The sequence below is a fragment of the Neisseria sp. P0024.S006 genome (assembly GCF_051956595.1).
In the GTDB taxonomy this organism is placed as follows: Bacteria; Pseudomonadota; Gammaproteobacteria; order Burkholderiales; family Neisseriaceae; genus Neisseria.
The window spans coordinates 460,856-473,278 of sequence record NZ_JBQCXH010000001.1; the positions used below are offsets into that span (position 1 = coordinate 460,856).

12 protein-coding genes are annotated in these 12,423 nt (G+C 48.3%); 10 read left to right on the forward strand and 2 right to left on the reverse strand.

The features are described 5' to 3' along the window. Positions 1-88 precede the first annotated feature (88 nt). Positions 89-913, reverse strand: coding sequence for an SDR family oxidoreductase (locus ACTHUF_RS02265; protein WP_440406901.1), 825 nt, complete (start codon positions 911-913; stop codon positions 89-91). A gap of 132 nt (positions 914-1,045) precedes the next feature. On the opposite strand from ACTHUF_RS02265, the gene ACTHUF_RS02270 reads away from it, so the two are divergent. Both ACTHUF_RS02270 and ACTHUF_RS02275 read left to right on the forward strand, forming a co-directional pair. Next, positions 1,046-1,507: a c-type cytochrome gene (locus ACTHUF_RS02270; RefSeq protein WP_440406903.1), complete on the forward strand. Its 462-nt coding sequence runs from the start codon at positions 1,046-1,048 to the stop codon at positions 1,505-1,507. 384 nt (positions 1,508-1,891) lie between these two features. Next, positions 1,892-4,654: a TonB-dependent receptor domain-containing protein gene (locus tag ACTHUF_RS02275; RefSeq protein WP_440406905.1), complete on the forward strand. Its 2,763-nt coding sequence runs from the start codon at positions 1,892-1,894 to the stop codon at positions 4,652-4,654. 155 nt (positions 4,655-4,809) lie between these two features. Here ACTHUF_RS02275 and ACTHUF_RS02280 read toward each other — a convergent pair whose 3' ends face one another. Next, positions 4,810-6,006 (reverse strand): acetate kinase, encoded by a 1,197-nt coding sequence (locus ACTHUF_RS02280; protein ID WP_070829591.1) that lies wholly within the window; start codon positions 6,004-6,006, stop codon positions 4,810-4,812. Positions 6,007-6,240: 234 nt separating this feature from the next. Between ACTHUF_RS02280 and ACTHUF_RS02285 the strand changes: the two genes are divergently transcribed. From ACTHUF_RS02285 to ACTHUF_RS02320, 8 genes are all read left to right on the forward strand, one after another. After that, positions 6,241-6,546: an HLGFF motif protein gene (locus ACTHUF_RS02285; RefSeq protein WP_070625817.1), complete on the forward strand. Its 306-nt coding sequence runs from the start codon at positions 6,241-6,243 to the stop codon at positions 6,544-6,546. After that, positions 6,546-6,734: a cbb3-type cytochrome oxidase assembly protein CcoS gene (gene ccoS, locus ACTHUF_RS02290; RefSeq protein ID WP_004520838.1), complete on the forward strand. Its 189-nt coding sequence runs from the start codon at positions 6,546-6,548 to the stop codon at positions 6,732-6,734. Before ACTHUF_RS02285 ends, ccoS begins: the two co-directional genes overlap by 1 nt. Beyond that, positions 6,731-8,047 carry an MFS transporter gene (locus ACTHUF_RS02295; RefSeq protein ID WP_315093977.1) on the forward strand — a complete coding sequence of 439 codons (1,317 nt, stop codon included), beginning with the start codon at positions 6,731-6,733 and terminating at the stop codon, positions 8,045-8,047. The genes ccoS and ACTHUF_RS02295 overlap by 4 nt, the downstream gene beginning before the upstream one ends. 322 nt (positions 8,048-8,369) lie before the next feature. Beyond that, on the forward strand, positions 8,370-9,350 hold the full coding sequence (locus tag ACTHUF_RS02300; protein WP_440406908.1) for a DNA polymerase III subunit delta': 981 nt from the start codon (positions 8,370-8,372) through the stop codon (positions 9,348-9,350). A 10-nt stretch (positions 9,351-9,360) separates the two neighbouring features. Further along, positions 9,361-9,714, forward strand: a complete 354-nt coding sequence (locus ACTHUF_RS02305) for a PilZ domain-containing protein (protein WP_003746058.1) — start codon at positions 9,361-9,363, stop codon at positions 9,712-9,714. Between the two features lie 4 nt (positions 9,715-9,718). Next, complete coding sequence (locus ACTHUF_RS02310) at positions 9,719-10,504, forward strand: TatD family hydrolase (RefSeq protein WP_440406910.1); 786 nt, start codon at positions 9,719-9,721, stop codon at positions 10,502-10,504. Positions 10,505-10,556: 52 nt separating this feature from the next. Continuing rightward, on the forward strand, positions 10,557-10,655 hold the full coding sequence (locus tag ACTHUF_RS02315) for a DUF333 domain-containing protein (RefSeq protein WP_440406912.1): 99 nt from the start codon (positions 10,557-10,559) through the stop codon (positions 10,653-10,655). A 154-nt stretch (positions 10,656-10,809) separates the two neighbouring features. Further along, positions 10,810-12,363 carry a fatty acid--CoA ligase gene (locus ACTHUF_RS02320; RefSeq protein WP_440406914.1) on the forward strand — a complete coding sequence of 518 codons (1,554 nt, stop codon included), beginning with the start codon at positions 10,810-10,812 and terminating at the stop codon, positions 12,361-12,363. The last annotated feature ends 60 nt before the right edge of the window (positions 12,364-12,423 follow it).

Here is a 12,423-nt window from a genome sequence, read left to right on the forward strand (position 1 = left end):
TTGTTAATAAAAAATTACATTATAGCGTGTTTACTCAATTTCAGATAACAAAGAGGCCGTCTGAAACGTTCAGACGGCCTGATGCCGATTACTTAAACCAAGATTTAATTTTTCCAAACAAAGACATGCTTTGTTTTTCAAACGTTTCTTCCTTCGCCGGAGCAGGCGCGTCGCGGTAAACTTTCATGCCTGCAAAGGTCTGGGCAACCGGCATGATTTCGATGGAATTGACGTTCATCCGCGCCGGACGCTGGTAGAGCCACAAAGCGGTATCGGCAATATCTTGCGGCTGGATAAACTCGACATTCTCATAAACCTCGGCCGCACGCTGGTCGTCGCCTTTGAAACGGACGTTGGAAAACTCGGTATCGCCGCACAAACCCGGTTCAATATTGGTAATGCGGATATTTTTGTCTGCCAATTCGGCGCGCAGATTCATGCTGAATTGGCGCACAAAAGCCTTGGTCGCACCATAGACATTACTGCCGGGATAAGCATAACTGCCGGCAATCGAACCCAGATTGATGATGTAGCCCTGTTTGGGCGCAACCATTTGCGGCAAAATCTGGCGGGTCAGAAAAGTCAGGCCGATGATATTGGTTTGAATCATGGTTTCCCAATCGCCAAAATCGGCTTTATCGGCAGTATCCAAACCCAAAGCCAAACCTGCATTGTTGATCAGGCAATCGATTTCGGACAAATTCTCGGGCAGGCTGTTCAAAGCGTTTTGAATCGACTCCGTGCGCGAAACATCCATTTCCAAAGGGTAAAACTGCTCGCCCAATTCCTCTGCCAACTGCTGCAATTTGTCTTCGCGCCGTGCCGCGCCGATGACATGATAGCCTGCTGCAACAAAGGTGCGGCACATTGCCGCGCCGAATCCCGCCGATGCCCCGGTAATCAAAATTGCCATATCGTTTCCTTTCTATACTCGTTTCAGACTTGGGTTTAAGGTATGATAACGCCTTATCAGACGGCCTGAGTGTTTGGCCGGCCGATTCTAAATTTAACGATAATCATATCATCACAATAGGACACACTCCATATGAAAACCCGTTTTCTCCCTGTCGCTTTGGTGGCAGTGGCGCTTACCCTGACCGCCTGCGGCGGCAGCGGCGCACCTTCCCAGCCTAAAGGCCCAATTTCCGAAGACCGTACGGCCGCGTTCAAATCCATGATGCCCGAGTTTACCCGCATGGGCAAAATGGTCAAAGACGAAGAGCCTTACGACGTAGAAAAATTCAAACAAGCCGCCGCAACCTTCGCTGAAAACAGCAAAAAACCGTTCACCCTGTTTGAATCCGACCCTCAAGGCAACGGCCGCGCCCTGCCTGCCATCTGGACAGACAAGGCAACCTTCAAAGCCGAAGAAGAAAAATTTGCCGCCGCAGTTGAGAAACTCAATGCCGCCGCCCAAACTGGCAAGCTCGAAGAAATCAAAACTGCTTACGGCGAAACCGGTGCAAGCTGCAAATCTTGCCACGATACATTCCGCGGTCCGGAATAAGGCTTAAATCAATAAAGGCCGTCTGAAACATCATTTTCAGACGGCCTTTGCTTCAACTGAATTCAAATCTTTCTATATTGACTTTATATTTTGCATTTCACGTTTTTACCGGTTTCATTTGAAACCGACGGCTCAATTCACATATCGCAATCAAATTTTCTTCTTCCGGCCGTTTAGATTCAATTCAATCTCCCCTTATCTTGACCAACCCAATTCAAATTCAGACCTGCTTTATCTTTTCAGTCGAATTCATCATATGCACGTTGGCTATCTCCTAAAACAAAAATCTACTTTATTTTTTAACAAATAAAAACCATTATCAAAATATTTGTAAAGTTTAATAATATGTTATACAGTAGCAACTTCGTTTCTGAGGTAACTATCATGAATCCGAATTTCAAATTAAATCTACTGACATTATCTTTACTGGCTATAACAAGTATCGCACACGCGGAAGACGAGGTTTCAACTCAAGAGCTTGATGAAATTCAAGTCAAAGGCAAACACATTGCCAAAGAGAAAAAAGTTTTTACCGAAGGCCAAGCCAAAAGTTCGCGCGAACGCGTTTATCAGTCCAGCGAAAACATCGATACCATCGTGCGGAGCATGCCCGGCGTTTTCACCCAACAAGACAAGGGATCGGGGGTATTGGCGGTCAATATCCGTGGCGATAGCGGTTTGGGACGTGTCAATACGATGGTTGACGGCGTCACCCAAACCTTCTATTCCACTTCTGCCGATGCCGGACGCAGCGGCAGCTCCTCGCAATTCGGTACGGCACTGGATCCCAATTTTATTGCCGGCGTCGATGTAACCAAAGGCAGTTTCTCGGGTGCCAACGGCATCAATACCTTATCCGGTACAGCCAATTTCCGTACTTTACGGGTGGACGATGTGGTACACGGAAACAATACCTTCGGTCTCTTAACCAAAGGATTGACCGGCACAAACAGCACCAAAAACAACTTTATGGCAACCGGAGCGGTACAAAAATGGTTTGACAGCGGAGCGCGTCTTGGCGCGTTATATGGTTACAGCCACCGTAATGTCGAGCAAAACTATAAAGTAGGCGGCGGCGGTCAGCGTATCGGCAATTTTGGCGAAGAATATTTGGACCGTAAAAAACAAGAATATTTTGAGAGCAACTTATTGAAATTCGACCACGAACAAAATCTCTGGGTTCGTGACTTTTCCAAGCGCAATGCAGTCGGTAAAAGCTATTGGGACTACCCTTTCTCCAAAAAATATAACGATCCTGAAGTTTTACAAAGAGATTATGTCGATGACTTGGAAAGAAGCTGGAAAGAGAATCTGGCACCGCAATGGGATCTGACTCCAATCGATCCTACCAGCCTGCAACAACGCTCAAACAGCCATTTGGTCAAAGTGGAATATGAAAACGACAACAACAAGCTGGATCTTCAGCTTCGTACCATGAACAACCGTATCGGCAGCCGCAAAGTAGAAAACCGCAACTACCAAGCCAATTACAATTTAAACATTGGCGATTATGTCGATTTAAACGTGTTGGCCGCCCATAACCTGGGCAAACAAAAATATCCGAAAAACTCACGTTTTTCAGGATGGGGGCTGCTGGATTATTTGGAAACCAAAAACACAGCCAATCTTTTGGATATCAACAACCGCTTCTCTTTCAAACTTCCCAACAAAACAGATTTAAAAGCCACCATCGGTTTCAATTTCTTTAAAAACCAATACAGTAAAAACCGCTTTCCGGAAGAGCTGAGCCTATTTTACGACGGCCCCGATCAAGATGCCGGCCTGTACAGCTTTTTAGGCCGCTTCAAAGGAGACAAAGGAATATTTCCCCAAAAATCAACGATATTGCAACCTTCAGGCCAGCAAAAATTCAATACCTTCTATTTTGATACTTCCTTGAAAAAAGGCATTTATCAATTGAATTACAGCGCCAATATGGTCAACTACCGCTACAAGGGCGAATATACCGACTACTTCAATACCCAAGAAGACTTTAAAAAAGCATTTGGAGAAGATTCTGAAATTTATAAACAGCATTGCACGCCAAGCTGCGACCTTTATGAACCGGTTTATACCAAATCCGGTAAAAAGCATGCGGTAAACCATTCGGTGGCATTAAATATCAATGTCAACGACTACTTTATGCCGTTTATCAGCTATTCGCGTACGCATAGAATGCCGAATATTCAAGAAATGTATTTTTCACAAATCGGCGACTCCGGCGTCAATACCGCCCTCAAGCCGGAACAGGCCAATACTTACCAAATAGGTTTCAATACCTTCAAAAAAGGGATTTTCAAGCCGGACGATGTACTGGGTTTCAAACTGGTCGCCTATCGCAGCAGGATAAACAACTATATTCACAATGTTTATGGCAAATGGTGGGATTTGGATAAAGCTCCCAGCTGGGTAACCAGTACCGGCCTGCAATACTCTATCCAGCATAGAAACTACGCCAAACCTGTCCATAAAAATGGTTTGGAAGTGGAAATGAACTATGATTTCGGCCGCTTTTTTACCACCCTGTCTTACGCCTATCAAAAAACCAACCAGCCGACCAACTATAGCGATGCCAGCGAATCGCCCCGCAACTCTTCTAAGGAAGACCAAATCAAACAAGGCTACGGCTTAAGCAAAATTTCCCGCCTGCCCCGAGATTACGGTCGGTTTGAATTGGGTTCACGCTGGTTGGGCAACAAATTGACCATCGGCGGCATTATGCGCTATTACGGCAAAAGTACACGGGCAACGACTGAGGAAGAATTTGTTGACGGGACAACCGGCGCCAATACCTACTCTTCACACCAAATGGGCAGAAGGACGATCAAAAAAACAGAAAGCATCAACAGACAGCCGCTGATTTTTGATTTCTATGCCAATTATGAACCGAAGAAAAACCTTATCCTTCGTTTTGACATTCAAAATGCGTTCAATAAGCGCTATATCGATCCTTTGGATGCCGCAAACGATGCCGCAACTCAGCGCTATTTCAGCGTATTTGAAAGAAAAGGCGGTTTTGATGATGAAGAGGTCGAATGCGATGCCAACGGTTTATGCAACGGCAAATATGGCGGCACGACACGTTCCGTATTGAACAACTACGCACGAGGCAGGACTTTGCTGTTTACCATCAGTTATAAGTTCTAAACCTATCTCTATCTATCAGCATTCTTGATACAACACTGACTCAAAAGCCGACAAACACAATGTTTGCCGGCTTTTTTCGATATATCCTCAAAATTTTCTTCATCTATACATAATAAAAAACCTGTCCTTGCGGACAGGTTTTCAATGATGATGGATTACAGGCCGCTCAGACGGGCAGTATCGTGTGCAATCATCAATTCTTCGTTGGTAGGAATCACAACGGCAACAGCTTTGCTGTCGGCAGTAGTAATCACACCGGCATTGCCGAAGCGGGCTTTCAGGTTGGCTTCTTGGTCAATGTACAGACCGAGGAAGCCCAAGTAGCCCAATACGCGTTCGCGGATGATGTCGGAGTTTTCACCGATACCGCCGGTGAAGACCAATGCGTCCAAACCGCCTGCCGCTACTGTCATGCTGCCGATGTATTTAGCCAAGCGGTAGATGAACATTTCCAAAGCCAGTTTGGCGCCCGGATGGCCTTTGGCAGCTTCTTCTTCGATGGTACGGCAGTCGTTGGACAAACCGGAGATACCGAGCAGGCCGGATTTTTTGTTCAGCATTTCGGTAATTTGGGAAATGGTCATGTTGGCGTTTTCAGCCAAGAAACTGAAAACGGCAGGGTCGATATCGCCGCTGCGGGTACCCATTACCAAGCCTTCCAACGGAGTCAGGCCCATGCTGGTATCTTGAGATTGGCCGTTGGCAACGGCGGTAATGGATGCGCCGTTACCCAGGTGGGCAATAACCATGCGCAGGTCTTTTTTGTCTTTGCCGAGGAAGCGTGCGGTTTCGTCGGCGACGAAGCGGTAGCTGGTACCGTGCGCGCCGTAGCGGCGCAAGCCGTATTTTTCATACAATTCATGTGGAACAGCGTATTTGTAAGCATGTTCAGGCATGGTTTGATGGAAGGCGGTGTCGAATACGACAACGTTCGGCAGACCTTTGAAAATGGTCTGTGCGGCACGCAGGCCCAAAAGGTGGGCAGGGTTGTGCAAAGGAGCGAGCGGAATGCATTTTTCAATACCGGCAATGACTTCGTCGTCAACCAAAATAGATTCTTTGTACAATTCGCCGCCGCTGACGACACGGTGGCCGATGGCGCCGATACGGCTGTCGAGGTCATGCGCTTTCAGTTCTTCCATCAGGGCTTCAACAGCACCGGTATGGTCAGGTTTGGCAGAAAGATCGACTTTGCGTTTTTCACCGTTGAATTTGAAGGTAATGAAGGCATCAGGCAGATTGAGTTTTTCTGCCAGGCAGCTCAGCAATACTTCGCCGCTGTCGTTGTCCAATACGGCACCTTTGAGGGAAGAGCTGCCGCAGTTCAAAACCAAGATTAACTTTTGTGTCATTTTTATGCTCCTTGAGGTTTCAGACGGCCTTTTTGTCGGGATCTTACTGCTGCTCCGGCTGGGTTGCATCCGCTGAGGGACATAGTGGGTAGCGGTCTGAACAGGTTAACAAAGTAAACGCGGTATTCTATCAAAAAATGTAATCGGCTGCTTGACTTAATATTTGATGTAAAATGGACGGAATTTTATTTTAGGCCGTCTGAAAAATGACGGCGGTTTTGAAGAATTTTCAATATGCATTATTTCAGTATCCACACTCAAGACGGTGAGCATGCCGGATTTTTTATTATGTTGGCAGACGACGAGTCGCAAAATCCGCCGCAAAGCGGACGCTTCGCAATCAAGCTGCAAAGTGAAGACGCAGCCGCAGCGGCGGTATTGTCACCTTTCGAGCAAACCGATATTCCTCAATACTGGCGCGTGGTTAAAGACCGTATCGAATTGTTTTTTGACGATAAAAACATCGGCGCGCTGCGCAACGAATACCTGACCGTCAGCGGCAAAACCTTTATTCTGACCGATTTGACCGGAGCGATGTAATGGAAAGTATGTTTATCCTTGTCCCCATCAGCATTATTTTGGCCTTTATCATCGGCTGGTTTTTCTGGTGGTCGGGTAAAAACGGGCAGTTTGACGACCTTGAAGGACCTGCACACCGCATTTTGATGGACGACGACTCCACTGAAAAACTGATTGAAAAAGACGAAAACAAAGAATCCGAACAATGAGCCTTAAAAAAGACAATCTGAATTTCCACACGACCCGCCGTTTTGCGCCGCTCTTTGGGACGCAGTTTTTGGGCGCGTTTAACGATAATGTGTTCAAAACCGCATTATTCGTGATGATCAGTTTTTACGGTTTGGGCAAAAACGACTTTCTGCCGTCCAGCCAAATGCTGAACTTGGGCGCGATGCTATTTATCCTGCCCTATTTTCTGTTTTCCGCGCTGTCAGGACAGCTGAGCAACAAATTCGACAAAGCCGTTTTGGCGCGCTGGATCAAGCTGTTGGAAATCATCATTATGGCAGTGGCGGCGTATGGCTTCTACATCCAATCCGCGCCTTTGCTTTTAATCTGCCTGTTTTGCATGGGTACGCAATCTACCCTGTTCGGCCCGCTGAAATACGCCATTTTGCCCGATTACCTCAACGACAAAGAGCTGATTATGGGCAACAGCCTGATTGAATCGGGTACGTTTATCGCCATTTTGCTCGGCCAGATTTTGGGCACCGCAGTCGCAGGCGTTCCGCCGTATATTGTTGGCGGTTTGGTGTTATTGGTCGCTATCGGCGGCACGATGACCAGCCTGTTTATGCCGTCTGTAGCCGCTAAAATGCCGGACACAAAAATCGAATGGAACATCATCAAAGGCACGAATTCGCTAATTCGAGAAGCGGTGGCCGACCGCCCCGTATTCACTTCCATCATCGGTATTTCATGGTTTTGGTTTGTCGGCTCGGTTTATACCACCCAACTGCCGACGTTCACGCAAATCCATTTGGGCGGCAACGATAATGTGTTCAACCTGATGTTGGCGCTGTTCTCCATCGGCATCGCCATCGGCTCGGTATTATGCGCCAAACTCAGCCACGAGCGCCTGATTTTGGGCTTGGTTATCATCGGTACTCTGGGGCTGACGGTCTGTGGATTATTGTTGGTGTGGCTGACCCAAGGCCAACGCTTTACCGAATTAAACGGCATTATTTGGTTTTTATCGCAGGCCCAAGCGTATCCGATTATGCTCGTGATGTCGGCCATCGGCTTTTTCGGCGGTTTTTTCTCCGTACCGCTCTACACTTGGCTGCAAACCGCCAGCAGCGAAACCTTCCGTGCCCACGCTGTCGCCGCCAACAACATCATCAACGGCGTGTTTATGGTGTCGGCTGCTATTTTGAGCGCGGTTTTGCTGATGTTATTCGACAGCATCACGTTGCTGTATTTGATTGTGGCCGTGGGTAATCTTCCGTTGATTGTTTACCTCATCAAACGGGAACCGAAATTTATCGGGGATTTGACCGCTTTGTTGAAAATCAGCAAATAAGGCCGTCTGAAATATATCCCCACCATGCACATTTTTCCTGTTCAATCGCGTGGACAGCTTGTGCATAAATCAGATTACTGTCTGATTTAACATTAAAAAACAGGACTGCCTAAATTTTAGGCATTACTTTACCGCCAAACAAAATGCACATTTTCCCCAAACAAGCGTGTGTAAAGGCTGTGAATAAGTCGGCTTAATGTTTGATATTTCAAAACAAAACGATATTTGATTAATTTTTAGGCAGTTAATAAAAGGCCGTCTGAAAACTTTTTCAGACGGCCTGAGAGTATAATAACCACCTACCTTATAGTTCCCAAACGATATGATTTATCCATGGCATGAAACCCAATGGCAACAGCTCGCCGCCCATTGGCAAAACCGTCCCAACGCCTGGCTGTTTACCGGCAAAGAAAATACCGGCAAAACCGAGTTTGCCCGCTTTGTCGCGCAGGCATTGCTGTGCGAATCGCCCAAGTCCGGTCATGAACCCTGCGGCGAGTGCGCTTCGTGCCATTTGTTCAGCCAAAACACGCATCCCGACTTTTACGAACTCACGCCGGAAATTCCCGAAGGCGAGGCAATAGGACGCAAACTCCTGCAAATCAAAATCGATGCCGTGCGCGATATTGTGGAAAACATTTACCTGACCGCTGTCCGAGGCGGCCTGCGCGTGGTATTGGTACATCCGGCGGAAAGCATGAATACACAGGCGGCAAACGGTTTGTTGAAAGCTTTGGAAGAGCCGCCGCAACACGTCGTTTTCCTGCTCGTTACCCACGCACGCGACAAACTCCTGCCCACCATCAAAAGCCGTTGCCGCCAGATGGTGCTGCCCTCGCCGACCCATGAGCAGGCTGCGGCATATCTGCGTCAACAGGGCGTGGAAAATGCCGAAGCCTTGTTGGCATTCCACAGCGGCGCGCCTTTATTCACACCGGCTCCCGAATTGGACGCATTGCGCGAAGAATTGCTGACGCTGCTGGCTGCCCCGCGCCTGTTGGCCATACTCGACTACGCCGCAGCATTCGACAAACAAAAGCAACCGCTGGCCGTTTTCATCGACTGGCTGCAAAAATGGCTGACGGATGTCGGCTTGGCACAACAAAGCATGGCGCCACTTTATTATCCGCACCATGCCCAAGCCCTGCTTCAGACGGCCTCCAAAACCGATTCACGCAGGCTGTTTGCCCTATTGGGCCGTCTGAACGCGCTCAACCCTTACGGATACCATACCTTGAGTGTTAAAATGCAGCTTGAGTATCTGCTTATCGAATATTTAGATTTTTGGCAAAACAAACCCTAACAGGTAATAAATGATGAATAAAAAAGACATTCCGGCGAAGATGTTGGCTTTGCAACTCAAAGACCCCAATCTGTTGTACAACTGCTATATGCCGTTTTTAGAACACGGCGGCCTGTTCGTGCCGACCGATGACGTATTCTCCCTAGGCGAAGACATCCTCTTGGCCGTCGAAATCGCCGACTATCCCAAACGCTTCCTGCCAACCAAAGTCGTTTGGATCAATCCGGCGCGCACTTCAGCCCACCGCCCCAAAGGCGTAGGCCTTGCCTTTTCCGAACACGAAAGCTGCCAGCAGGCAAAAAACCTGATCGAAGCCGAGCTCGGTCCGCGCCTGCGCAGTGACCGTACTACTTTTACCCTGTAATACCATGCATTTAATCGATTCACATTGCCATCTCAACTTTGACGGCCTAAAAGACCGCCTGCCCGAAGTCTTTGCCAATATGGAAGCGCAAAGCGTCAAACAAGCGCTTGCCATCAGCGTCAGCAAACAAAGTTTTGCCGAAGTCTTCGACATTGCTCAGGCACACGACCACATCTACTGCACCATCGGCATACATCCCGACAACCAAGAAGCGGAGGAATTTACCATCGCCGAAATGGTAGAAGCGGCCAAACATCCGAAAATCGTCGGCATCGGCGAAACCGGTTTGGACTATTACTGGTGCAAAGGCGATTTGTCATGGCAGCATCAACGCTTTGCCGACCACATCCAAGCCGCCAACGAAAGCGGCCTGCCCGTTATCGTCCACACGCGCGATGCGGCCGAAGACACATTGCGGATTTTGAAAGAGTGCCATACCAATTCCGGCGTGATCCACTGCTTCTCCGAAGACGTCGCCTTTGCCAAAGCCGCTTTAGATTTGGGCTTATACATTTCCTTCTCCGGCATTGTGACGTTTAAAAACGCGCCGCTGATTCAGGAAGCCGCCAAATACGTCCCAGCCGATAGAATCTTGGTAGAAACCGATGCCCCCTTCCTCGCACCGGTTCCGAAACGCGGCAAACAAAACGAGCCGTCCTACGTCCGCTATACAGCCGAATTCGTAGCCAATCTGCGCGGCGAGAGCTTGGAAACATTGGCACAAAACACCAGCGACAATTTCTATCGCCTGTTTAAGAAAATACCCGACAGCCGTCTGAACAACGGCTAATTCTAAGGCTTTCTACCATCGGTTCTGCCTCAAACATAGCGGCAAACTCGAAATGGCTCAAGACAGAAACGATAACGAAATCGGCTTGTGCCATCTTCCGGACGGCCGGGCCTTTAAAGAATGGGAATATTTCCATCAACACAATAAATAGGTTTAAATTCAAAATATTGCTTTCCTAAGCCCAGCAAAGCTCAAGGCCGTCTGAAAGTATTTTCAGACGGCCTCTTGCTTATTTTACCGATAGGATGTAAAACCTATCCTTCGAAATAAACGGTTCATCGAAACCGTACACCCATCGACACAATATGGACACAAACTCCGAAATGCACACCCACTCTAATTTTTACGCCATGCTGACAGCCGCCTGCCAAAAAAACGGTAAAGGCACAGTTATTTTCAACGACAAAGAAAAAATCAGCTATTACTCCCTCAAAAACGAAGTAGAAACCGTCGCCGCCTATCTGCAACACGAGGGCGTACAATACGGCGACAGGGTCGCCCTTGTCGTTTCCAATTCTCCCGAATTTATTGCCGCCTATTTCGCCATTACTTCCATCGGCGCAGTAGCCGTCCCACTCAACGTCTTTTTGAAAAGCGAAGAATTTTCCTACATCCTCAATGACTGCGACGCACGCTTTATGTTCGCCTCCGCGCCGTTGGCCAAAGAACTCAAAAACATCAAAGCCAAAACCAAAGTCCGTAAAATCATCTGGATTGGCGAAACCAACGCCGCCAGTGGCGATGACAGCTATTTCGATGCCGCGCGTACATTCCCCGGCAAGCCGAATCTGAGCCGTCAGCCGTCCGTCAACGATTTGGCGCACATTATCTACACCTCCGGCACAACCGGCCACCCCAAAGGCGCATTAATCAGTTACAGCAACCTGTTTTCCAACCTTTCGGGCATCGAACAAATTTTCCAAATTTCGCAAAAAGACCGCTTCGTCGTCTTCTTGCCCATGTTCCACAGCTTTACGCTGACCGCCATGGTTTTGCTGCCGATATCTCAAGCCTGCTCGATTATTTTGGTCAAATCCGTCTTCCCATTCTCCAACGTGTTGAAACAGGTTTTGCTCAAACGCGCTACCATTTTCCTCGGCGTACCGGCTATTTACACTGCCATGAGCAAAGCCAAAATCCCTTGGTATTTCAGATGGTTCAACCGCGTCCGTCTGTTTATCAGCGGCGGGGCGCCTTTGGCCGGACAAACCATTGACGACTTCAAAGCCAAATTCCCGCGTGCCAAATTGCTGGAAGGCTACGGCTTGAGTGAATGCTCGCCCGTCGTGGCCGTCAATACGCCCGAACGCCAAAAAACCGCCAGCGTCGGCGTCGCCCTGCCCGGCCTGACCGTGAAAGCCGTCGATGACGAATTGGTCGAAGTGCCGCGCGGCGAAGTGGGCGAACTCATCATCAAAGGCGGCTCGGTCATGCAAGGCTACCTCAATATGCCTGACGCCACTGATGAAACCATTGTCAACGGTTGGCTGAAAACCGGCGACTTCGTCACCATAGACGAAGATGGCTTTATCTTCATCGTTGACCGCAAAAAAGACCTGATTATCTCCAAAGGCCAAAACGTCTATCCGCGCGAAATCGAAGAAGCCATTTACAAACTCGATGCCGTGGAAGCCGCCGCCGTCATCGGTGTGAAAGACCAATACGCCGATGAAGAAATCATTGCCTTTATCCAACTCAAAGAAGGCATGAAACTGGAAGAAGCCGAAGTCCGCAGCCACCTGCGCGGCCTGCTGGCAAACTTTAAAATCCCCAAACAAATCATCTTCCAAGACGAGCTGCCGCGCAATGCCACCGGCAAAGTGTTAAAACGCAAACTCAAAGAACAGTTTCAAGACTAAACCGCTGTTTCAGACGGCCTCTTGATTCATGCAGGCCGTCTGAAAACAACCTGTATTCCA

What these genes read in the sequence shown, in the direction of transcription:
- ACTHUF_RS02265 (WP_440406901.1), bottom strand. Translation starts at nt 913, where the DNA reads ATGGCAATTTTGATTACCGGGGCATCGGCGGGATTCGGCGCGGCAATG.
- ACTHUF_RS02270 (WP_440406903.1), top strand. Translation starts at nt 1,046, where the DNA reads ATGAAAACCCGTTTTCTCCCTGTCGCTTTGGTGGCAGTGGCGCTTACC.
- ACTHUF_RS02275 (WP_440406905.1), top strand. Translation starts at nt 1,892, where the DNA reads ATGAATCCGAATTTCAAATTAAATCTACTGACATTATCTTTACTGGCT.
- ACTHUF_RS02280 (WP_070829591.1), bottom strand. Translation starts at nt 6,006, where the DNA reads ATGACACAAAAGTTAATCTTGGTTTTGAACTGCGGCAGCTCTTCCCTC.
- ACTHUF_RS02285 (WP_070625817.1), top strand. Translation starts at nt 6,241, where the DNA reads ATGCATTATTTCAGTATCCACACTCAAGACGGTGAGCATGCCGGATTT.
- ccoS (WP_004520838.1), top strand. Translation starts at nt 6,546, where the DNA reads ATGGAAAGTATGTTTATCCTTGTCCCCATCAGCATTATTTTGGCCTTT.
- ACTHUF_RS02295 (WP_315093977.1), top strand. Translation starts at nt 6,731, where the DNA reads ATGAGCCTTAAAAAAGACAATCTGAATTTCCACACGACCCGCCGTTTT.
- ACTHUF_RS02300 (WP_440406908.1), top strand. Translation starts at nt 8,370, where the DNA reads ATGATTTATCCATGGCATGAAACCCAATGGCAACAGCTCGCCGCCCAT.
- ACTHUF_RS02305 (WP_003746058.1), top strand. Translation starts at nt 9,361, where the DNA reads ATGATGAATAAAAAAGACATTCCGGCGAAGATGTTGGCTTTGCAACTC.
- ACTHUF_RS02310 (WP_440406910.1), top strand. Translation starts at nt 9,719, where the DNA reads ATGCATTTAATCGATTCACATTGCCATCTCAACTTTGACGGCCTAAAA.
- ACTHUF_RS02315 (WP_440406912.1), top strand. Translation starts at nt 10,557, where the DNA reads ATGGCTCAAGACAGAAACGATAACGAAATCGGCTTGTGCCATCTTCCG.
- ACTHUF_RS02320 (WP_440406914.1), top strand. Translation starts at nt 10,810, where the DNA reads ATGGACACAAACTCCGAAATGCACACCCACTCTAATTTTTACGCCATG.